Raw genomic sequence first — 21010 nt, forward strand, 5'->3', positions numbered from 1 at the left:
GGATAAGACATGCCCGTAAAATATGTATTCGTCACCGGCGGTGTGGTATCCGGCCTGGGTAAAGGAATCACAGCAGCATCCCTGGGCCGTTTATTAAAAGCCCGCGGATACAAAGTAACTATGCAGAAATTCGATCCCTATATTAATATCGACCCGGGTACCATGAACCCCATCCAGCACGGTGAGGTATTTGTAACCGATGACGGCGCGGAAACGGATCTGGATTTAGGCCACTATGAGCGCTTTATTGACGAAAGCCTGACCAAAAACTCCAATGTAACCACAGGAAAAATTTATTGGTCTGTTCTGCAGAAGGAACGCCGGGGTGATTTCGGCGGGGGCACAGTACAGGTTATCCCCCACATTACCAATGAAATTAAGAACCGTTTTTACCGGAATTTTACTACAAACGACACCCACATTGCCATTATAGAAGTGGGGGGAACTGTGGGAGATATTGAGAGCCAGCCCTTTTTAGAGGCTATCCGCCAGTTCCAGCAGGATGTGGGCCATGAAAATGCCATTTTAATCCACGTTACCTTAATCCCCTATCTGAAAGCCTCCGGGGAGCTAAAGACAAAACCCACCCAGGCAAGCGTTAAGGATTTACAGGGAATGGGAATCCAGCCGGATATGATTGTATGCCGTTCCGAACAGCCCTTAGACCAGGGAATCAAGGATAAAATTGCCCTGTTCTGTAATGTTCCAAACGGCCATGTTCTGCAAAATCTGGACGTGGAATATTTATATGAAGCCCCCCTTGCCATGGAGAAAGAAAATCTGGCAAAGGTCGCCTGCGAATGTCTCCGCTTAGACTGTCCCGAACCGGATTTGGAGGACTGGAAACAGATGGTGGACAACTTAAGGCATCCCACAAAGGAGGTAAATATCTCCCTGGTAGGAAAGTATACCCAGCTCCATGACGCCTATATTTCCGTGGTGGAGGCATTAAAACACGGAGGCATCGCAGAATGCGCCACCGTAAATTTAAACTGGGTGGATTCCGAACTGCTGAATGAAGATAATGTGGAGGAAGTTTTGGGCAGTGCCCAGGGCATTCTGGTTCCCGGCGGTTTCGGCAACCGGGGGGTGGAAGGCATGATTGTGGCGGCAAATTACGCCAGGACCAAAAACATTCCCTACCTTGGCCTATGCCTTGGAATGCAGGTATCCATTATTGAATTTGCCAGAAATGTGTGCGGCATGCACGATGCCCACAGCATTGAATTAGACCCCAAGACTACCCATCCCGTCATTGCATTGATGCCGGATCAGGACGGCGTGGAGGATATCGGAGGGACCTTAAGGCTTGGCTCCTACCCCTGTGACCTTGACACTTCTTCCAGGGCCTATGCCATGTACAAAGAAAAAACCATCCACGAAAGACACAGGCACCGGTATGAGGTGAACAACGATTTCAGAAATATTTTAACGGAAAACGGCATGAAGCTCTGCGGTATCTCCCCGGACGGAAGAATTGTGGAGATGATTGAACTTCCCAATCATCCCTGGTTTATTGCCACTCAGGCCCACCCGGAATTAAAATCCAGGCCAAACCGCCCACATCCCCTGTTTAAAGGATTTGTGGAGGCTGCTTTAAAGACGGTGCGGTGATTTAATGCTTAGCCGGATGGTGTAATCCTTCCATGTCAGTTTTTAAATAGTACAACAAATGCTAAGAAGGCAAACAGGGCATTTTGTCTCCGCTGGGGAGAACAAAATGCCCTGTATTTATTTTTCTATTTTGTGCGGCACAAAATTATCCCTCACATCTGATGCCGCACCACCTTATACTCGTCACCGTTTTTAAAGTAAGGGCAGGATTTGTATTTCCGGCTCATAAACCTTGCCATATCGTCCTCATCTAAATTTACGGAACAGTAGTATTCCTCCGCTTCCTCATCATAGGCATTGTAAGCACAGTAATCACATTCCACTTTTTCTCCCCTTCTTTCCGTGGAGAATTGTCTTTTTGGACTGCTCAATGGCTTTTTTCTGCTCTCTCTCCACCACAGTTTTCTGCAGGCCGTTCTCCGTTACCAATTCCAGCCCGTCCATCTGGGAGACAAATTTCTGCAATGTGGAATATCCGTACTCCTTTACCTTAAAATCAGGATACTTTTTGTGGAGTTTCTGGCCCAGGGCAGCCAAATCCACCCCTTCCCCATTGGAATTTTTCACCTGCTCCCTCACATAGGACTCAAGCTGTTCCCGTTTTAAGCTAACATCCTCTAATTTCACATAGATAGCATTATCTTTTTTGTGCAGGGTAAAGGTATCCCGCATTTCCTCAATAAAACGGGACAGGGAACTGTACCCGTAGCTGCGGACGTCAAAATCGGAATATTTCTTTAACAGGGAATTTCCCACTTCCGCAAGGCCGGTTTTCCGCCCGTTGTTTTCATTTTCCGTGATAATCTCCACAATAGCTTCCTGTATGGTTTTCATGGAGATATTGTCCACCTTGTCCGCCTCCTGCTCTAAGAGGATTTCCAGATTGGTAAACACGGAGCAGGCCGCCTTAAAAGATTTCGGTGTCTTTGTCTCCCCCATGCCAATTACATCCATGCCTGACTCCCTTAGCCTGCTGGCAAGCTTTGTGAAATCGCTGTCCGAAGACACAATGCAGAACCCGTCCACGTGGCCGGTGTACAAAATATCCATGGCGTCAATAATCAGGGCGGAATCCGTGGCATTTTTCCCTGCCGTGTTGCAAAACTGCTGAATGGGGGTAATGGAATTTGCCAAAAGCTCCTCCCGCCATTTGGAAGCTTGGTTGCTTGTCCAGTCCCCGTAAATTCTTTTGTAAGTTATGGTGCCGTACTTCGTCATCTCGTCTAAAATTGCCGTTATATACCTAGCCGAAACATTATCTGAATCAATCAGCACCGCATAGTGTTTGTCTTCCATTTTTTTCACCTCAGAAATAGTATATCACAAATTAGATATTATAACTATCATCAATTCTCCAAGTTAAGTCCTGTTTTTTTCTGGAATTTTAAACCATCCGCCACATTGGTAAACTCCAGCTCCCCGCAGCCAATTGCGCTGACCACTGCAGCAAGGGGCATGGCTATTTTATTTGGCTGTTCCATCTCCACCAGACCCATAAGCACTTCCTGGGGTATGCTGTCATAAGCTTTGTCCAATTCTTTCACAAGTTCATCCCTCACCTGACTTTTCAATATATTTTAACATATCAATTAAGTTTTGACTAGGCTTTCCTTCTGTCCCTTTTGTATACAAAAACAACTTTGCCGCACCGTCCTCATAAGATACCGTGTTATCCTCTATACACTGATTTTTTATGGTATATACCATTCACTTTTTCCCAAAAGGGTCATAGGACAGTATCATGATGATAAAAACATTCGGAAGCTTTTCATAACTCACGCTTGTCCTTAAAAGTTTTGTGTCAATCAGGCCATGATAATACCTTATTTTTCTGGAAAGCCTTTCTTTTTCGTGTATCTTATTTGGATCTATATCATAAATATCGGATTTCTCATGCACCACCTGGACATCTAACATTTCCATTTCTCCCATAATTTCATCCCTGGAAACATCTTCTATGAAAGCGTCCAGACGAATACCATGGTGTTTGGTATCAATTCCCTGAACTGTGCGCTGGGGGATCACCTTTACCAAATAATCCTCCTGTAAAAAATATAATCTGAGAAACTTTGGCGAAAACGCCGGATACAGCACTGCTGCAACTGTGAATGATAAAAATCCTATAGAAATTAAAAAGACGAACATCTTTTTGTGATTTAAGAATAAAGGTTTTGAATTCAAAATGCAAGTTCTATTTGATAGACAATGAGAGTGCCACACACATAGGGGGCACTCTCACCTGTTCATCACCTATTTACTTCATTTCCCACACACAAAGCAACCGCAGTGAAACACATGGCAAAAGTTCATTATTTTGAGGATTCTAAACTAATTCAACTTACGAGTTCCTTTGATATATGGTCAACGAGGGAGAACCATAATTATCTTTTATGTTAAATTCAGAACTGTGCGTTGTACGAATCTACCATGCTTGTAATACGGCAATGCTTATCCAAATGGCCAAAAAAACCAATAATCTAACCAAAATAATTTCATTTTTACTCCTCCTTTGAAATTTCTCTTTTTAATAACTTCATCTTATCTTCCTCATATGGAAAAATCAATTTACTTTGTATGAACGACATATTTTTTGTATGAACGACAAAAAAATATATTTTATGCCCTGATTCTGCTTTTACTTTTTTAACTGTATCGACATAATATTCTCTGCACCAAAAATAATAATTCAATATCAGCATTTTAAACTTGTTTTCATTTTACTTCAGTGCTTTAAATCCCTATCTTTACTTCAAACCATCCATCCTCACATTTATAAATAATTGTTCCATCATATTTTTGCACTGCTTCTTTTACATTTTGGCTTCCAATACCATGATTATCCTTATCTCTTTTTGATGTTACTAGCCTTTGTTTCTCCACCATAATATTTTTTTCCACAGTATTTCTAAAGGACAGATAAATTTGATTGTTATAACTTCCCACCCTGATTTCAATTTTCTTCTCCTTTTCCTCTGCAATCTCCTCACAGGCTTCAATAGCATTTTTGAGAAGATTAGACACTATCGTACACAAATCATATAAAGCAACTTTTGTCTGCTCTGGAAGTATTCCTTTCCATTCCATTTCGATATTCTTTTCTTGTGCTATCAGCGCCAATGGTGCAATAACAGCGTCAACACTGCTGTTTCGCGTATATACAGTTACATCATAAACCGCCGATTCTTGTGTCATATTTGAAAGATAATCGGTTAAAACCTCATACTGCTTACTTTCACAATAATACTTTAACATATTCATGTGGCTGTTCATATCGTGGCGAAATTTCCTCATTTTTTCATCCTGCGCCATAAGCTGCTGAAAATGTTCTGCTTGCAATTCCAGATATTTTTCATTCATCTCACACCGTTCTTTATACTGAATTTCCCGATAGACCACAATACCCTGCCAAAGAATTAAAAAGATAAAAACGATACAAGCAATTGAAATTGCCAGCCCACATATATTTATTACATCTTTTGAAATATTACCTTTAGATATAACTTGCAAAGCACTTATCATTAAATATGTACAAATTATTCCTATATAGAACAAAATATATTGCTGCCGCCCCAATTGTACATAAATTAACTTTTTCTTATTACGTTTATTAAGAATTTCCAATCCCAACATCAATATTATTGGTATACATTGACAAAAAATTCTTAACGTATCATTTTCCAAAACTTTAAATTCTGACGCTTTAAATAACAGGGCGCATAAAAATGTCATACTTACCATAATATTGGAAGTCCCTATCACAATAAAGGGATATATAATAAAATACTTCTTTTCTCTTTTTTGCAATATACATATAGGCAACATTATCATTGTAATAATACTCAGAGACTCTGATATATTTTCGCCATATATAATCATAATCAGTAAATGAATTATTATTAGACTAGAAATCCCCACTCCCCACCGCCTCTTATCCTTGGTAATCTCGGCCTGAAAAATAACCCTGTAAGCCAAAAGATAATTAGCCATCTCTGTGATTAAATACAATGTCAGGTAAATGATATCCTCCCTCATGTTCTTCCTCTTACTTTCTCCCTTCCAAATTCCAGATACTTCTTTCTAACGGAATCTTTAAAGGTCCGTCCAATGGGAATTCTGTCGGCACTGTCCCTGATGGTTATCTCCCCCTTAATATCCATCACATTTTCCAGATTTACCATATAGGATTTATGTACCCGCAGAATAGGGAAATTGCTGTATTCCTGTTCCAACTCCCCAATTTTCTTTGTAACCAAAATATACTCCTCCTGGGAATCCTCCTCTGTGTGGAGCACAATTTTTGTATAGTTGCCCTCCGCCACAAAATACTCCACGTCTTCCAGCCGGACATACCTCTCCTCTGCTGTTTTGGAGTCCGCAATTTTAATCATAACATCTTCCTTTAATTCCTCCAAAACAACCTGAATCCACTTGCTGATATCCTCCTCTTCCACAGGTTTTACTAAAAACCCCAGTGTTTTTAATCCAAAGGATAAAAACACCTTATCCTGATTCCCAGAGACGAATACAATTCGCCAGACCATACCCTTTCTTAAAATCCGGTCCTTTACCTGTATACCGTCAATTTCTCCCAATTCAATATCCAAAAAAAGCAGATCCACCCGCTGCCGGTCTTTTCCCCTGCAATAGTCCAAAACCTCTTCTCCGCTGGAAAACATCCGGTATTGATGTCCCATGTCAAGGCGGGCAAAAAAAGCCTCACAATAGTTATATATCAGTTCACGATCCCTGGCTGAATCATCACAAATTCCTATTATCATATACATTCCTCCTTTTTACAATCATAACGTGAAGTAAAATCAGCGTCAATGCGTTTCCCGCCTTTTCGCTGACTTCTCACAATATCTAACCTATTAAAAAATTACTTTTAGAAAAAAATTCAATGATATACTGTTCAAAAATAAATTCATATGTTAAAATAATTCAAATAACCCCGCTGCAGGCAGCGGGGTATTAACCCTTAGGGGAATAAAAAAACAGGAGGCTAACTATGTCAGACTCTACTGTCGCCCAGCGGGCGCCACAGCAGGAAAAGGCCGTCGGCTTATCCGGCAGCACATTAAAACTTATCGCCATCGTCACCATGTTTATCGACCATTTGGGAGTGGTGGCATTTGAAACTCAAATCAGTAACTATATGGTGCCCTACTATATTATGCGGCTTATCGGCCGCCTGGCATTTCCCATTTTTTGCTTTCTTTTGGTGGAAGGCTTTTTCCACACCCGGGATGTAAAAAAATATGCCCTGCGGCTCTTAGTTTTTGCCTTTATCTCAGAAATTCCTTTCGACTTGGCATTTAACAGGCAGATGTTTTACTGGCGGCATCAAAATGTTTTTTTCACCTTGTTTATCGGTCTTTTGGTGATTGCCCTTTTGGACCATACAAAACATGTATTTCACGGTTTCCTCCAATTTGTTGTGGAAATCATTGTTCTAGTGGCAGGAATCTTACTGGGACAATTTTTATATACCGACTACGGAGCCGTAGGGGTACTGGCCATTGTATTTCTTTATATGTTCAGGCAATACAAAAGCAACGCCCTGGCCATGGGTATTTCCGTGATATGGCTCTCCGCCATGAACATAATAGAAAGCCCGGCCCTTATAGATATCCTGCTGGTAAAATTTTACAACGGGAAACGTGGTCTTAACCTGAAATATGTATTTTATGCTTTTTATCCAGCACATTTACTTTTGTTGTACCTGTTCTTCCACTTTATTCTAAAGACCGTATAATATTTTGAAGCCACTGGCGGTAGGCGTCTTTTACATGTTCCGGGGATATAATTTTTATTCTGTCCCCCAACCCTGCCAGCCAGCCGTAAAACTGTGGGGAAACCGCCACGTCTGCCCGCAGGCGGATGCGTCCCTCCCGGGTTCTGCGCATGGCCACATCGGTTCCAAACCGGTCAATGCACACTCCTGCCAGTTCCTGGCTGCATTCTAAAACCACCGTCATCTCGTTCCCGGCAAACATTCCGAAGGTTTTCTTTGCATAGGCCGCAAGATCTAAACTTTCCGCCAGTTCCCTTCCCTGGCGCTTCTCTTTTGTGTTTCCCGGCTTTAACATTTTATCCACCCGGTAATGCTTCATAACTTCCGCTTTTCCATCATAGGCAATGAGATAATAATTCTCATCTTCCCAGGTTAAATACCAGGGGCTTACCTGATAAAATTCCCCATTTTTGCGAAGTTCCATCTTCTTATCCGGCGTCCAGGAAAAATATTGAAACCGGATTTGTACATTTTCATTCATGGCTGTGTAAACGGCATCCACATTATAATAAATGGACTCGTTTATCGCCTTGTTCCTGTTTGCCACCACCACCTGGCGGTGCAGCTTTCCCCCGTTGGCATGGCTGGTCAAAGTCTCCAATTTCCCGATTAACTCTCTGGATTTTTTCCCTGTAATAAATTTGGATGCCTGCACGGAATCCACCAAAAGCTTTAGCTCCGGCAGCTCAAACTGACGGCTGGCAATATAGTAGCCCCCCAAGCGCCCCTCCTCTTTCACGATATCCATTCCAAACTCTATCAATGCCTCTATATCCGCATAAATACTTTTCCGTTCCGCCAAAATACCGTACTCGGAAAGCCCTGCTATTAAATCCTTGGTGGAAAGCAAATGCTCCTCGTCTGATTTTTCCAGGAGCATCCGGGCAATATAAAGTATTTTCAGCTTCTGATGATAAGACTTTGACATATATCCTCCTTATAAAATCTACCTGGGCAGAGCCAGAAGCTTTTTGCAAAGCCTGATTTTCTCCTCTGTATTTTCACTGTTCACAAATAAAATCTCCCCGTTTTTTGTCTCCTCATTTAAAAGCCCTTTTTCTGCCAGGCGTCGTCTTGTCTCTCTGGCCACTCCTTCCCCGCCGTCAAACAAGGCCACTTTCTCTCCCAAAACCTTTCTCAGTTCCCTGCTCACAAAGGGATAATGGGTACAGCCGAGTACCACAGCATCCAGCTTTTGTTTATCAAAGGGATCAAATAGTTTTTCCAGAAAAGTTAAAAGTTCTTCCCCCTGAATATCCCCGTGTTCAATATATTCCATAAGCCCCGGACAGGGCAGGGGGATAATATGGGCCATATGGGTGTATCGGTCCATAAGATTATGGAACTTTTCTTCCCGAATGGTCATGGGTGTGGCCATTACCACTACATTAGGATTCTCTTTGGATAAAACCGCAGGTTTTAAGGCCGGCTCAATTCCTATAATGGGAATATCCTCATATTTCAGCCGCAAAAGGCGGACTGCTGCACTGGTGGCGGTGTTGCACGCCACCACCACAGCTTTCACCCCCTCCCGGATAAACGTATCTACATGGTCCATTGTAAGTTTCCGCACTTCCTCCAGCCCTTTTGTGCCGTAAGGGGCATTGGCGGAATCCCCATAGTAATAAAAGTTTTCCTGGGGCATAAGGGCAATCAGCTCCCTTAAAACACTAATCCCCCCCACTCCCGAATCAAACACTGCAATGGGTGCTTTTCCTGTGCGCTTTATGAAATCTCCCAACATACACTGCTCCCTTTCTCGTTTCTTGTAACACATAATTTATAATCTAACTGTTCTTTAAGCTCTGTCACATGAGATATAATACCAATGAGCCGATTCCCCACAGACAGCTCCCGCAACACCTCTATCGCTTTTTTTCTGGATTCCTCGTCCAAAGAACCAAACCCTTCGTCAATAAACATCATGTCCAGACGGATTCCCCCGCTCTGGCGCATTACAATATCGGAAAGTCCCAGGGCAAGAGATAATGCAGCCAAAAAGGATTCACCCCCGGACAAGGTACGGATATCCCGCAGTGTTCCGGTGGGAATGGCATATACCATTAAATCCAATCCCTCATTCTTTCCCTTCCCTGCGGAATCCTCCTTCATGCTCAGCATAAACTGCCTGTCCGTCATTTTAATAAAGCGCTTATTTGCCTGGGCAATAATCTGTTTCAAATATCTTCTCTGAACATAGGTTTCCAAATCCATTTTCACAGACTGGGTAAGCCGTCCCCCTGCAGTCTTAGAAAGGCTTTCCGCCACTGCCGCATCTCTTTTCAGCGCCTTACTCTCCTCTTCCAAGGAAATCAAATTCTTTTGTATCTTTCTGTTCGTTTCATTGGCGGCATGGTATCCCATATGTTGTTCCTCCATATCCTTTAAACGCTGGCTTAATTCCTTTTCCTGTCTCTGGAGTTCCTCCATATCCTGCTGCTGTTTGCCTCTCAGCTGGGATAAAAGACCTTTGACCTCCCCTTCTTTTAAATTCACCTGGTTCTGGTAAGAACGTATTTCTTCTTCCCACTGCTCCCTGTCTTTTTCTTCCGCCAGATTTTCCCGGTATTGTGTCTCGCTCTCAAACCCTGCTTCTTTCCGCATCCTTTGAAATAACGTATCCTGGCCTTCCAACTCTCTTCGCAGTCTATTTTCTTCACTCTCTACAGCTTCCAGATTTCCCCTGTTGGTGCTGATTTCCCCCTGCATCTTTTGAATGCGCTCCCTGGCTTCCTCTGTCTTTTTGTCAAAGTAAGAAATTCCTTCCTGGCCATGACAAGTTTTGGCGCCATTTTTCACATCACGGAGAAATCCCTTCCAATCTGCCGCATGTCTCAGGCTTTTTTCCCACTCTCCTGCCTCTTTCTCCAAGACCTCCTGCTCTTTAAGGATTCTATCTCTCGATTCCTCCTCTGAAAACGCCTCTCCAAAAAATTCTTTCACATGAATAAAAAACTGCTGCCAAATATCCCTGGCCTTCTGTTCTCTTAAACGGTATTCCTGCCCGGCCTGCTCTCTTTGTTCCTCGGCGCTGTCCCTGATTTTCCTGGCCTTCTCCACCTCCTGCTGGCTTACCGCCTCACCGGAGAGATTTGCCAGCCGGGGATGCTCCCTGGAACCGCATACAGGGCAGGGTTCTCCCTGGGAAAGTCCTTTTGCCAATATCCCTGCCTGCTCCCGTAGGAACACAGAATATTTCTTCTCGTAATCTTCCCGCTTTGCAAGGCTCTCCTCAACAAGCTTCTGCCAGGCCGCTTTCTTCTCCTCCTCCTGCTGCCTGTGCTCTGTGCAGATTAAAAGCTCCCCGGAAAGAAGGTTTAAAGTATATATTTGCCTCCGGCAGAAAAGCCATCGGACTGCATTCTGAGATAATTCCATGGATTGGCTCAGTATTTCATCCTTTGCCCTTAAAGTTTCAGCATTTTTTTCCTTTTGTTCCAATGCCTTTCTTACATTTCTCACATTTTCTTCGCTGTGCCGGACTTTTTCTGCCATCTCCCCCCGCTTCAAGCGCTTTTCCATTTCCCCAATCTCACCCTGGCGTCCTAAGAGCGTTTCCTGCTCCGAAAGGGCTTTTTTCCATGCATCAAAGAGTTTTTCCGTCTCCTTGGCCCTGATTATCACATCCATAATTTTCTGATGCTCATTTTGGCACTCTGTGCGGGCAGCCGCGATTTCTTTCTCCTTCTTTTTTCCAAAAGAGAGATAGTCCTCCAAAATCGAAAGCTTTGACCTGTATTCCCCGGAATCTTCCCGGGCCTGATACCCACAGGGAGCGATTGTCCGGGCAAATTCCTGATGAAATGCCTGATTATTCTCCTCTAACTTTTTTTCAATATTAGCAGCGTGCTGCCGAAATTCCTCCTGGATTTTTACATAGATGCCCGTGCCGAAAAGGTGGCTGAAAATCTTTTTTCTCTCATCTGTTTTGGCATATAAAAGCTTTAAAAAATCCCCCTGGGCTATCATAGCCATCTGGCTAAACTGTTCCCCCGTCAATCCAATAATCTCCCGGATACGCTCCTCCGTCTCCTGCTTTTTGCCTGGAAATACCGTGCCATCCGGCAAAAAAAGTTCTACGCCCTGAGCCACTTTCTGCTGCTTCACTTTCCCGTTTTTTAATGTCTTTTCTATCTGATATTCTGGATTTCTGGTAATCTGATATTCCTCGCCCTGAAGAGAAAACACAAACCTTACATAGGTTTTTGTCTCCTTTCCCGCATAATGGCTGCGCATCATAGCACCGCTTCTCTCCCCGCCGCTGGTCTTCCCGTAAAGGGCGTACATCATAGCGTCAAAAACTGTGGTTTTCCCCGCCCCCGTATCCCCGGTAATTAAAAATAACCCTTCCTGTTTCCGGGAAAAATCCACTGTCTCCACACCTCCGTAAGAGCCAAAGGCTGACATCTCAATATAGACTGGCTTCATCTTCTCCCTCCTCGGATTCCGCTGTACATTTTAAAATCACTTTCTCTGCCAAAGACCGTTCCTCCTCTGTGATATCCCTTCCCCTCATCTCACGGAAAAAGGATAGAAATGCACAAAGCGGCTCCATTTCCTCCACTTCCCCAAAAGAAATATCCATGGCGTCTCTGGTTCGTTTATTGTCCACCCCCAGCTCCAAAATTCTGTGGTACATTTCCTTTAGCTCTTCCATTGGCTCATATGCCTCAATCTCATCCGTCAGCATAATACTCACAAAATCTTCCACTATGCTCCCCTGTGCCAGATCTAAGATTTCATAAAGTCTTCCCTTCAACTTTCTCACCCTGCGCATTGGGGTTAAGGGCAGCTCATCTATTACCGGTTCTTTTCCCTTCCCCTCCATAGTTACCATTGTAACCGTTTTTTCCTGATCCGCCTCGCTGACAGAATAGGCAAGAGGGGTGCCGCAGTACCGGATAAATTTCCCCATATTCTGCGGACGGTGAATATGGCCCAATGCCCCGTAATCAAAATCCTTTAAAATGGAAATATCCACCTGGTCAATACCTCCCACGGAAATTGTCTCCGAATCGCTCTGCTGCGGTTTTCTCCCGGATGAAGTGTAAAACTGGTGGGATAAAATCACATTTCTTTCTTCCCTGTTGACAGTTTCCCGTTCCAACAAAAATTTTAAGGCTTCCTCATAGGAGGAAAAGGGTTCCTTTCTAAATTTCCGCAAATGGGAAGGTTTTGTAAAGGGAAGCAGATAAAAGTTCACCTTCCCCCATGAATCCTCCAAAACAACTTTCCTTAAAAACTCCCCCTCCTCCATAGGCGGCAGCCCTGCCATATAAACCTTTTGTCTGGCCAGAATATCACTGGCAAAGGAAATCCGTTTCCCACTGTCATGATTCCCGGCAATCACAAAAACACTTATATTTGGAACTTTCCGGCACAAACTGGTAAGAAAGAAATCAAAAAGCTCCACTGCCTCACCGGAGGGGACGCCGGCATCATAGATATCCCCTGCTAAAAGCAGGGCATCGGGCCTTTCCCTTTCCGCCAAATATATAATACTCTCCAGTATATGCCGCTGTTCCTCCCTTAGGCTGTAGTGATGAAGCTGTTTTCCAATGTGAAGATCCGATATATGAAAAAATTTCATATTTGTTCCCTTTCTAAAAAATTTATGGTATAATAAGTGTCAGGAATGACATTACGTGACTTTAAAAAGCCGCAATAATATTTGTAAAGGAGGCTTCTTGAAATGCCCGCATCTGGTAAACATTACTTATTTGACGCACCCAGAGAATGCAAAGACTGCCGGCGTCCTCTGCCAAAAGACTACACAGGAGACATCTGCCCTCGCTGCAAAGAGCGCGACTTATTTTCCCGGGTAAAAGAATACATCCGGGCCAACGATGTAACCGAATATATGGTAGCTGAGGAATTTAAAATTCCTCTGAGTAAAGTAAAGCACTGGATTCGCGAAGGCCGAATCGAATATAAAGAACTGGCCAGCAAACCCAAAATTGAAGCTATGCACTGTGTAAAATGTGGTACTCCCATTCAATTTGGCTCTATCTGTTCCCAGTGCCAGAGAAAATCAAAAATGTCAGGCGCTACTACATATGCACTCAAGGATAAGGACGAACGATTCCATACACTATCTGATAAAGATCAAAAATAAAGAATGAGAAACACTTTTTGGTGTTTCTCATTTCTTTTATTTTAAAAATCCACTGATAATCTGCTGTTCTGCCTCCGCCTCCGTCAGTCCCAAGGTCATAAGCTTTATTAGCTGCTCCCCTGCAATTTTCCCGATGGCAGCCTCATGGATTAGACTGGCGTCCACATGGTTTGCCGTAAGCTGTGGGCTGGCGGTAACACAGGACTCGTCCATAATAATGGCATCGCATTCACTGTGTCCTGCACAAGCTGCGTTTCCATTAATCCGGGAAAAGAACTCCTGCTTGGAAGTATCCCTTGCCACAGACCGGGAAATCACATTGGCGCTGCAGTTCTCCCCGTTTAAATCCACTTCAAACTCTGTCCGGGCATACTGTTTTCCATGGGTCATAATTTTTTCCTTTACCTCAAGCCTTGCCCCTTCTTTCAACGTGCCTCTTGTAATGCGGTTGGTAGAATCAATGCCCTTAATTTGGGTCGTCTCCATTTCCAGATAAGCGTTTTCCTCCAAATGCACCACCGTGACAGGGTTCATAATATTTTCCCCGCTGCCGTCCCCCTCACCGTAGTGTTTTTCCACATAGCGGACTTTGGCGTTCTTTTTCACATAAAAGGTATGGATTCCCTCATGCTTAGATGTATCCACACCGCAGTTGTGGATTCCGCACCCGGCAATAATGGTGACATCACAATCCTCACTAATGTAAAAATCATTGTACACCATCTCCTGATGCCCGCTCTCGCTTAAAATAACGGGAATGTGTACACTCTCATTTTTTGTCCCGGGCTTTATTACAATGTCAATGCCCTCTTTATCTTCCTTTGTAACTATCTCTATATTTGCCGTATTGTTCCTGCCCGCTTTCTGACCGTTTGCACGGATGTTATAAGCCCCTGCAGGCACCTCGTGCAGGCCTGCCACCTGCTCTAAAAGATTTCTTTGAATTGTATCCATAGTCCCCCCTATTTCGTCTTATCCATTAAAGTCTTGCAGCTTCCCTCTGCGTTTAACAGCATGGGAAGAATCTCGTCCTTCGTTCCCACAGCGGAAACTTCACCGTCTTTTACCAGCACAATTTTATCCGCCACATTTAAAATTCTCTCCTGATGGGAGATAATCAAAATCATGCCGTTGATTTCCTGGCGCATTCTCTCAAAGACGTGGATTAAACTATTAAAACTCCACAAATCAATCCCCGCCTCCGGCTCGTCAAAAATGGAAAGCTTGGTCCCTCTGGCCGTTACCATGGCAATCTCAATCCTCTTTAACTCCCCCCCGGAAAGGCTGTTGTTAATCTCCCTGTCAATGTACTCCCTGGCACAGAGCCCTACCTCCGACAGTATGTCGCAGATTTCGGAAATCTTCATGGTGCGCCCCGCAGCTAAAGTAATTAAATCTTTTACGGTAAGGCCCTTAAAATGCACCGGCTGCTGAAATGCGTAGCTGATGCCTGCTTTGGCCCTCTCAGTTATATTCATCCCCGTAATATCCACCCCGTCCAGAAAAATCTGTCCGGACGCCGGTGTGATAATCCCCGCTATCACTTTTGCAAGGGTGGATTTCCCCCCGCCGTTTGGCCCTGTAATAGCTACAAAATGGTCTTCTATCTTTAAATTTATATTTTTTAATATCTCCCGGTGTTCCCCGTCGTCCACCTCATAAGATATGCCGCGCAATTCTAACATGTCAGCCTCCTGTTTTTCGCCTATTCTATATTTTGGTAAAATTACTTTTCTATTATACTACCGGAGTGCAAAAACGGCAACTGAAAAATCACGTCTGGGCAAACCTTGTTTACCCAGCTTTTCTATGGTATCATAAGTACTATATCAAATACAAAAAGGAGACAGTAACTGTGAAAATTTCCACCCGCGGACGGTATGCATTCCGCATGATGATTGATTTGGCAAAACACTATAATGAAGGCTTTATCTCTTTAAAGGACATTTCCACCCGTCAAAATATCTCCAAAAAATATTTAGAACAGATTATCCCCTTTTTAAACCGGGGAGGCCTGCTCTACGCCAACAAAGGCCACACCGGAGGATATCAGCTTGCAAAACCTCCCTCCCAGATTACGGTGCGGGAAATTTTGGAAAGCGCCGAGGGAAGCCTTGCCCCTGTAAGCTGTATGGAGCAAAATCCCAACCTGTGTGAAAACTGCCAAGGCTGCCTTACCCTGCCCATTTACAAAGGGCTGTACCAGGTAATGCTGGATTACCTAAACGGCATTACCCTGCAGGATGTTTTAGAGGGGCAGACAGGAAACGAATACTCTATCTAATTCCATTCATATTTACGGAGGGTTTATGAAACAATTTTTATTATTCCAGTTAAGAAATGTCTGTTACAATTCCTACAACTATTTTTCCGATTCCCTGGCTAAAGAACTTGGGACAAACCATACCGTCACCGTCTTTTCCGGGGAAAAAGAACCCTTAGAGGCAATGGAACGCTTCGCAGGCCAAAGGTTTGATGCCATGGTGGACTTTAATTCCAATCTCCCCAAGCTGAAAATGTATGATGACGCCTATTTTCTGGATCAGATACATGCGCCTTTTTTTGACTTTATCCTGGACCATCCCCTGTACCACCACGACATGCTGAAACAACCTTTAAAGAACTTTCATGTGGTCTGTCTGGATGAAAATCACAAAACCTACATTGAGACTTATTACCCCCATATCGCCTCCGTCCATGTGCTTCCCATGACAGGGGAAGACATCGCCCCCAAGCAGGAGGGGTATCCGGAAAAAAACATAGACCTTCTTTTTTCCGGCTCCTACACTTCCCCTGGGGAAGTGGCGGTTTCCATTGAAAAGATCCCAAGTTTTATGGGGAAAATAACCAAAGAACTGATTCATGCTATGAAAAAAGACCCCGCCCTCACCCAGGAAGCTGCCCTTCGGGCCATGCTGCCGGATTTGGACGAAATTGTGGAAGAATTATTCCCCCTGCATATGCAGGCATGTTTTCTGGCAGATACTTATATCCGTGCCTGGCGCAGAGAAAACCTCTTAACCTCCCTGGCCAAGTCCGGGATATCCACGACCCTCTGCGGCAACGGCTGGCGGAAATCCTCTATTGCGGACTTTCAAAACGTATCCGTCATAGACGACATGGATTTTAAGGATACCTTTTCCTGTTTCCGCCGGGCAAAAATCACCTTAAATCTCATGCCGGAATTTAAGGCCGGCGCCCACGACAGGGTATATTCTGCCATGTTAAATAAAAGTCTCTGCCTGACAGATTCTTCCCTGATGCTGAAAAAGCAGTTTTCCCATGGAAAAGAGCTGGTATTCTATCAGGTCCGCCAGCCTGAAATGCTGTGTGAAACGGTAAAAAAACTGCTCCTTGACGAGGAAAAACGAATCGAAATTACAGAAAATGGGCATAAATCAGCCCAGGCAGAACATACCTGGGCTCATCGGGCTAAAAATTTCTTACAGTTTACAGACAATATCCATGCCTGATGTTTTATCTTGTAATTTTCCTTCCGTATTTTATGGAAATGAAATCCAAAAACTTTTCGTCCGGCTCAAACCGTATACAGGTAGTCACCCCTGCATCCTGGTGAACGATCTCATACACCTTCCGGTCCGGCTTGCGGCTGCTGACATCCACAATCTTCGTCCCGGAATTCTGGTGGATGTTGTAAAGGGACGGGTCGTTTACAGGAACAATAGAAGTCACGTTGTCCATATGGATGCTTAAAATATGTTTGCGTTTACTCTTGGCGCGGATTTTGTCAAAATCCAAATCCCCGTCAAAGTAAGTGTATTCATACTCCAGCCCGGTGCGGAAGGTCCCCCACCACCAAAATGCCATGGCGGCAATAAATAGGGGTGCAAAGGAAAACATATTAATCCAGATACATCCCAGCAGGGTCAGGGCCACCAAAAGCAGAGCCACATTGCGCAAAATCAAAGTTCCTTTTGTAGGTCTTGCCGAGAGCAACACCGTATTTTGAAAATCGTACATACATCTAACCTCTCATCTAAAGTCATTCGGACAGTAACCGTAATAAACATTATAATACTTTTTCCATAAAATTACTAATAAAATTTTTGTGAAATTTATTTCCCTAACCCTTTCACCTGGAACCCTTGTATTTTCCCCTGTAAAGTGGTACTATAAGGTTAAATTTTTAACAAAGTTGATAGGAGGTTTTTTTCATGGATTTTGCAAAAGAATACGAACAGAAACTTACAACTGCCGACGAAGCAGTAAAAATCATTAAATCCGGGGACTGGGTGGATTACGGATGGTGTAACGGCACTCCTGACGCTCTGGATAAAGCCCTTGCCAAAAGAACCGACGAGTTAAAAGACATCAATCTCCGGGGCGGAATTCTCTTAAAGCCTCTGGCAGTGTTTGAGCGGGAAGATGCCGGTGAGCACTTCACCTGGAACTCCTGGCATATGTCAGGCCTTGAGAGAAAATATATCAACCGCGGCTGCGCATATTACGCTCCCATCCGCTACTCTGAACTTCCCCGGTACTACAGGGAATCCGCCACAAAAAACGATGTGGCTATGTTCCAGGTTACACCCATGGACAAACACGGCTACTTTAACTTTGGGCCGAATGCTTCCCACTTAATGGCTGTCTGCGAGACCTCCAAGAAAATTATTGTGGAGGTAAACGAAAATATGCCCCGCTGCTTAGGCGGCTTTGAAAACGGCATCCATATCTCCCAGGTAGATTACATTGTTGAGGGAGAAAATCCGGCAATCGGCGAACTGGGTGCAGGGGGAGAGCCGACAGATGTTGACATTGCAGTGGCAAAATTAATTGTGGAAGAGATTCCAAACGGCGCCTGCTTACAGCTTGGAATCGGCGGTATGCCCAACACCGTGGGCTCCATGATTGCAGAATCCGACTTAAAAGACTTAGGGGTACATACGGAAATGTATGTTGATGCCTTTGTTGACATTGCAAAAGCCGGGAAAATCAACGGCTCCAAAAAGAATATCGACCGTTTCCGCCAAACCTTCGGCTTTGGATGCGGAACAAAAAAAATGTACGACTATCTGGATAACAACCCGGAAATGTTAAGCGCTCCCGTAAGCTATACCAACGATATCCGTTCCGTAAGTTCACTGGACAACTTTATCTCTATCAACAATGCCGTGGATTTGGATTTGTTCGGCCAGGTAAATGCAGAATCTGCAGGTGTGAAACACATCAGCGGCGCAGGCGGACAGCTCGACTTTGTGCTTGGCGCTTACCTTTCCAATGGCGGAAAGAGCTTTATCTGCTGCTCCTCCACCTTTAAGACGAAGGACGGCACCTTAAAATCACGTATACTGCCCACATTAAATCCTGGCTCCATCGTAACCGACACCCGTGCAAATGTGCACTATGTGGTAACAGAATACGGTAAAGTAAACTTAAAAGGTTTATCCGCATGGCAGCGTGCAGAGGCCTTAATTTCCATTGCCCACCCGGATTTCAGGGATGAGCTCATTGCCGAGGCCGACAAAATGAAAATCTGGCGCAGAAGCAACAAATAAAAAAAACTTATAAAAAATGGTCATTGCAATTTTTGTCGAAAGAAGGTATAATAAGCACATAAAATAATGTGCAGCGACATTCATTTATATGTGACCTAGAGAAAAAGAGATGGTTATATACATAACAGAAATGTTATTTTATAGTCATGCTCTTTTTTTATACCCAAAAGGGACATGTCATGCCCTGCCACAAAGTTTTCTGCTTCAGGAATGGCATCTTTATAAGAAAATAGCAGGAGAAGGTTCTTATAAAGCGGATTGTCCCGTAAAATGTACAGGAAACATCCTCCGGGTATACCTGGATGCGCAGAAAACAGCGCAATAATAAGGAAAGGAGATTTTAATGAAACAGGCATTTTACGATGCGGTTACAGATAATCCTATCATCGCAGCCATTAAAGATGAAAAGGGATTGGAAAAATGCTTAAATTCCAAAGATACCAGCGTGGTATTTGTGTTGTATGGGGACGTAAGTACTATCGCCGGAATTGTGGAACATATAAAAGAAGCAGGCAAAACCGTAGTGGTACACATGGATTTAATCGCAGGTTTAAGTTCAAGGGTGGAGGCAGTGGATTTTATCTCCTGCTACACAAAGGCCGACGGAATTATTTCCACCCGAATTGAACAAATTAAACGCGCAAAAGAATTATCTTTAAGTACCATATACCGTATTTTTGTGATTGATTCCAAAGTCATTGATAATCTGAATACCCATATCAAAGAGTATGCAGATATCGTGGAAATTCTGCCGGGCCTGATGCCCAAAATCATAAAAATTATGGCTTCCAATTTGGGTGTTCCAATTATTGCAGGGGGATTGATTTCCGAAAAAGAAGATGTATTAGCTGCACTGAACGCAGGGGCTATTGCTATTTCCACAACGAATCCAAACGTATGGGAAATGTAACTGCAGGTACATAAGTGTTAAGGGGGATTATGTATGTGTTATTCGACAAAGAGAAAAATTGCGGATTGTGTCAAGGAATTAATGTATCACAAGGAAATTCGGAAGATTACAATTCAGGATATCATGGCTGCAACCAATATGAGCCGTCAAAGTTTTTATTACCATTTTAAAGATATCTATGATGTCTTAGAGTGGATTGCAATTCATGATTTTGCAGAGGCTGTTAATTGTGACGAAAATGCCGGTTTGGAAGAGTGGGTTCTCAAATTAATACAGGTCATTCAGAGAGATAAATTCTTTTATGACAAAATTGTACGTGAAATTGAATGGCCGAAAATACTGCACAGTGTGAAAAAACCCATCGAATGGCAAATCAAAAAAATGTATAAAAATTATGACAGATTTGGCGTTAAGAGATATGCAAAAGAGTGGCAGTTTTGTGTAGATTTCTTTAGCACTTCCTTTTCCTATTATATGTTAGATTATATTTATCAGAGAAAACATTTAAGCGATGAGGAAATAATAAAAGATTTTCAGTTTATGATTTCTATACTCAACGGCTCCCAGTTAGTAGCCCCTGTGGATTATATCGGAGCAAATGTAGCTGCCAGCTAAACAACAACATAAAGAGCAAAAAAAAATTGCAGGCTTTGTCTGCAATTTTTTTTGCGCAAATCATATATTTCATTTTTATAGAAAACTGTCCACGGCTCCGTTCCCCATTTGAATCTTTTCTATCACACAGCTATGTTCTTCACATAAATCCTTTACCTCATGCTCTGTAAAACCGGTAAATTCCTCAAAATATATGGATCTGTCATGGAATACTCCCAAAACATATTTAATGCCGAATGTTCCCCGTATTTTTCACCCAATGTTAACAACTTAGTAGTGGTATGACATTACAACAAGATTAAGCCATTGAACCAACAATAATAGATGATAGGAATGATAAAAATACACTAAAAAAGGGCGGACTTCCCCCTTGGTGCTATCAGCTGTTTTTTCATATAGTGGTTATATTGTAGAATGTAAAGAAGTTGGCATCACCACCTTTCTTA

At 43.3% G+C, this 21010-nt stretch carries 22 protein-coding genes; 8 read left to right on the forward strand and 14 right to left on the reverse strand.

What is annotated here, in order from left to right; translation table 11 throughout:
- Positions 1-9: 9 nt before the first annotated feature.
- Positions 10-1614 (forward strand): CTP synthase, encoded by a 1605-nt coding sequence (locus tag D7Y06_RS19365; protein ID WP_120409342.1) that lies wholly within the window; start codon positions 10-12, stop codon positions 1612-1614.
- Between the two features lie 152 nt (positions 1615-1766).
- On the opposite strand, the gene D7Y06_RS26610 is transcribed toward D7Y06_RS19365, so the two are convergent.
- From D7Y06_RS26610 to D7Y06_RS19395, 7 genes are all read right to left on the reverse strand, one after another.
- A complete protein-coding gene (locus tag D7Y06_RS26610) occupies positions 1767-1937 on the reverse strand; it encodes a DUF6472 family protein (protein WP_199714786.1) in 171 nt (56 codons plus the stop codon).
- The gene (locus tag D7Y06_RS19370; RefSeq protein ID WP_120409343.1) at positions 1927-2910 is read right to left on the reverse strand and encodes an NYN domain-containing protein; all 984 of its coding nucleotides are present in this window, start codon (positions 2908-2910) and stop codon (positions 1927-1929) included. Before D7Y06_RS19370 ends, D7Y06_RS26610 begins: the two co-directional genes overlap by 11 nt.
- Before the next feature lie 50 nt (positions 2911-2960).
- The gene (locus D7Y06_RS19375) at positions 2961-3158 is read right to left on the reverse strand and encodes a hypothetical protein (RefSeq protein WP_120409344.1); all 198 of its coding nucleotides are present in this window, start codon (positions 3156-3158) and stop codon (positions 2961-2963) included.
- A 4-nt stretch (positions 3159-3162) separates the two neighbouring features.
- The gene (locus D7Y06_RS26115) at positions 3163-3321 is read right to left on the reverse strand and encodes a hypothetical protein (protein ID WP_158591434.1); all 159 of its coding nucleotides are present in this window, start codon (positions 3319-3321) and stop codon (positions 3163-3165) included.
- Positions 3322-3648 carry a hypothetical protein gene (locus D7Y06_RS19380; RefSeq protein ID WP_120409345.1) on the reverse strand — a complete coding sequence of 109 codons (327 nt, stop codon included), beginning with the start codon at positions 3646-3648 and terminating at the stop codon, positions 3322-3324.
- 696 nt (positions 3649-4344) lie between these two features.
- Positions 4345-5646: a GHKL domain-containing protein gene (locus D7Y06_RS19390; RefSeq protein ID WP_120409347.1), complete on the reverse strand. Its 1302-nt coding sequence runs from the start codon at positions 5644-5646 to the stop codon at positions 4345-4347.
- Complete coding sequence (locus tag D7Y06_RS19395) at positions 5643-6392, reverse strand: LytR/AlgR family response regulator transcription factor (protein ID WP_158591435.1); 750 nt, start codon at positions 6390-6392, stop codon at positions 5643-5645. Before D7Y06_RS19395 ends, D7Y06_RS19390 begins: the two co-directional genes overlap by 4 nt.
- Positions 6393-6622: 230 nt before the next feature.
- Here D7Y06_RS19395 and D7Y06_RS19400 point away from each other — a divergent pair, with 230 nt between their 5' ends.
- Positions 6623-7369: a TraX family protein gene (locus tag D7Y06_RS19400; RefSeq protein ID WP_120409349.1), complete on the forward strand. Its 747-nt coding sequence runs from the start codon at positions 6623-6625 to the stop codon at positions 7367-7369.
- On the opposite strand, the gene D7Y06_RS19405 is transcribed toward D7Y06_RS19400, so the two are convergent.
- From D7Y06_RS19405 to D7Y06_RS19420, 4 genes are read right to left on the reverse strand one after another with little or no spacing between them, the layout of a single operon-like run.
- A complete protein-coding gene (locus D7Y06_RS19405; RefSeq protein WP_120409350.1) occupies positions 7350-8336 on the reverse strand; it encodes a helix-turn-helix transcriptional regulator in 987 nt (328 codons plus the stop codon). The genes D7Y06_RS19400 and D7Y06_RS19405 overlap by 20 nt on opposite strands.
- 18 nt (positions 8337-8354) lie before the next feature.
- Entirely contained in the window at positions 8355-9152 is a 798-nt protein-coding gene (murI, locus tag D7Y06_RS19410; protein ID WP_120409351.1) for a glutamate racemase, read from the reverse strand.
- Positions 9134-11836, reverse strand: coding sequence for an AAA family ATPase (locus D7Y06_RS19415; protein ID WP_120409352.1), 2703 nt, complete (start codon positions 11834-11836; stop codon positions 9134-9136). The genes murI and D7Y06_RS19415 overlap by 19 nt, the downstream gene beginning before the upstream one ends.
- Positions 11817-12998, reverse strand: a complete 1182-nt coding sequence (locus D7Y06_RS19420) for an exonuclease SbcCD subunit D (protein WP_120409353.1) — start codon at positions 12996-12998, stop codon at positions 11817-11819. The genes D7Y06_RS19415 and D7Y06_RS19420 overlap by 20 nt, the downstream gene beginning before the upstream one ends.
- Positions 12999-13100: 102 nt before the next feature.
- On the opposite strand from D7Y06_RS19420, the gene D7Y06_RS19425 reads away from it, so the two are divergent.
- Complete coding sequence (locus D7Y06_RS19425) at positions 13101-13523, forward strand: hypothetical protein (protein ID WP_199714788.1); 423 nt, start codon at positions 13101-13103, stop codon at positions 13521-13523.
- Between the two features lie 36 nt (positions 13524-13559).
- Here D7Y06_RS19425 and D7Y06_RS19430 read toward each other — a convergent pair whose 3' ends face one another.
- Together D7Y06_RS19430 and D7Y06_RS19435 are read right to left on the reverse strand one after the other, a co-directional pair.
- Positions 13560-14477, reverse strand: coding sequence for a SufB/SufD family protein (locus D7Y06_RS19430; RefSeq protein WP_120409354.1), 918 nt, complete (start codon positions 14475-14477; stop codon positions 13560-13562).
- An 8-nt stretch (positions 14478-14485) separates the two neighbouring features.
- Positions 14486-15208 carry an ABC transporter ATP-binding protein gene (locus tag D7Y06_RS19435; protein WP_120409355.1) on the reverse strand — a complete coding sequence of 241 codons (723 nt, stop codon included), beginning with the start codon at positions 15206-15208 and terminating at the stop codon, positions 14486-14488.
- 170 nt (positions 15209-15378) lie between these two features.
- Here D7Y06_RS19435 and D7Y06_RS19440 point away from each other — a divergent pair, with 170 nt between their 5' ends.
- Together D7Y06_RS19440 and D7Y06_RS19445 are read left to right on the forward strand one after the other, a co-directional pair.
- The gene (locus D7Y06_RS19440; RefSeq protein ID WP_120409356.1) at positions 15379-15807 is read left to right on the forward strand and encodes an RrF2 family transcriptional regulator; all 429 of its coding nucleotides are present in this window, start codon (positions 15379-15381) and stop codon (positions 15805-15807) included.
- Positions 15808-15832: 25 nt separating this feature from the next.
- Positions 15833-16996 carry a glycosyltransferase family protein gene (locus D7Y06_RS19445; protein ID WP_120409357.1) on the forward strand — a complete coding sequence of 388 codons (1164 nt, stop codon included), beginning with the start codon at positions 15833-15835 and terminating at the stop codon, positions 16994-16996.
- A 4-nt stretch (positions 16997-17000) separates the two neighbouring features.
- Here D7Y06_RS19445 and D7Y06_RS19450 read toward each other — a convergent pair whose 3' ends face one another.
- Positions 17001-17504: a DUF6106 family protein gene (locus tag D7Y06_RS19450; RefSeq protein WP_120409358.1), complete on the reverse strand. Its 504-nt coding sequence runs from the start codon at positions 17502-17504 to the stop codon at positions 17001-17003.
- Positions 17505-17698: 194 nt separating this feature from the next.
- On the opposite strand from D7Y06_RS19450, the gene D7Y06_RS19455 reads away from it, so the two are divergent.
- The 3 genes from D7Y06_RS19455 (at position 17699) to D7Y06_RS19470 (ending at position 20564) form a co-directional block, all read left to right on the forward strand.
- On the forward strand, positions 17699-19039 hold the full coding sequence (locus D7Y06_RS19455) for a butyryl-CoA:acetate CoA-transferase (protein ID WP_120409359.1): 1341 nt from the start codon (positions 17699-17701) through the stop codon (positions 19037-19039).
- A 343-nt stretch (positions 19040-19382) separates the two neighbouring features.
- Entirely contained in the window at positions 19383-19949 is a 567-nt protein-coding gene (locus D7Y06_RS19465) for a glycerol-3-phosphate responsive antiterminator (protein WP_120409361.1), read from the forward strand.
- Between the two features lie 33 nt (positions 19950-19982).
- Complete coding sequence (locus tag D7Y06_RS19470) at positions 19983-20564, forward strand: TetR family transcriptional regulator (protein ID WP_120409362.1); 582 nt, start codon at positions 19983-19985, stop codon at positions 20562-20564.
- Positions 20565-21010: the final 446 nt, after the last annotated feature.

Origin of the sequence: Roseburia sp. 1XD42-69 (assembly GCF_003612565.1) — a bacterium.
Lineage (GTDB): Bacteria > Bacillota > Clostridia > Lachnospirales > Lachnospiraceae > Roseburia_B.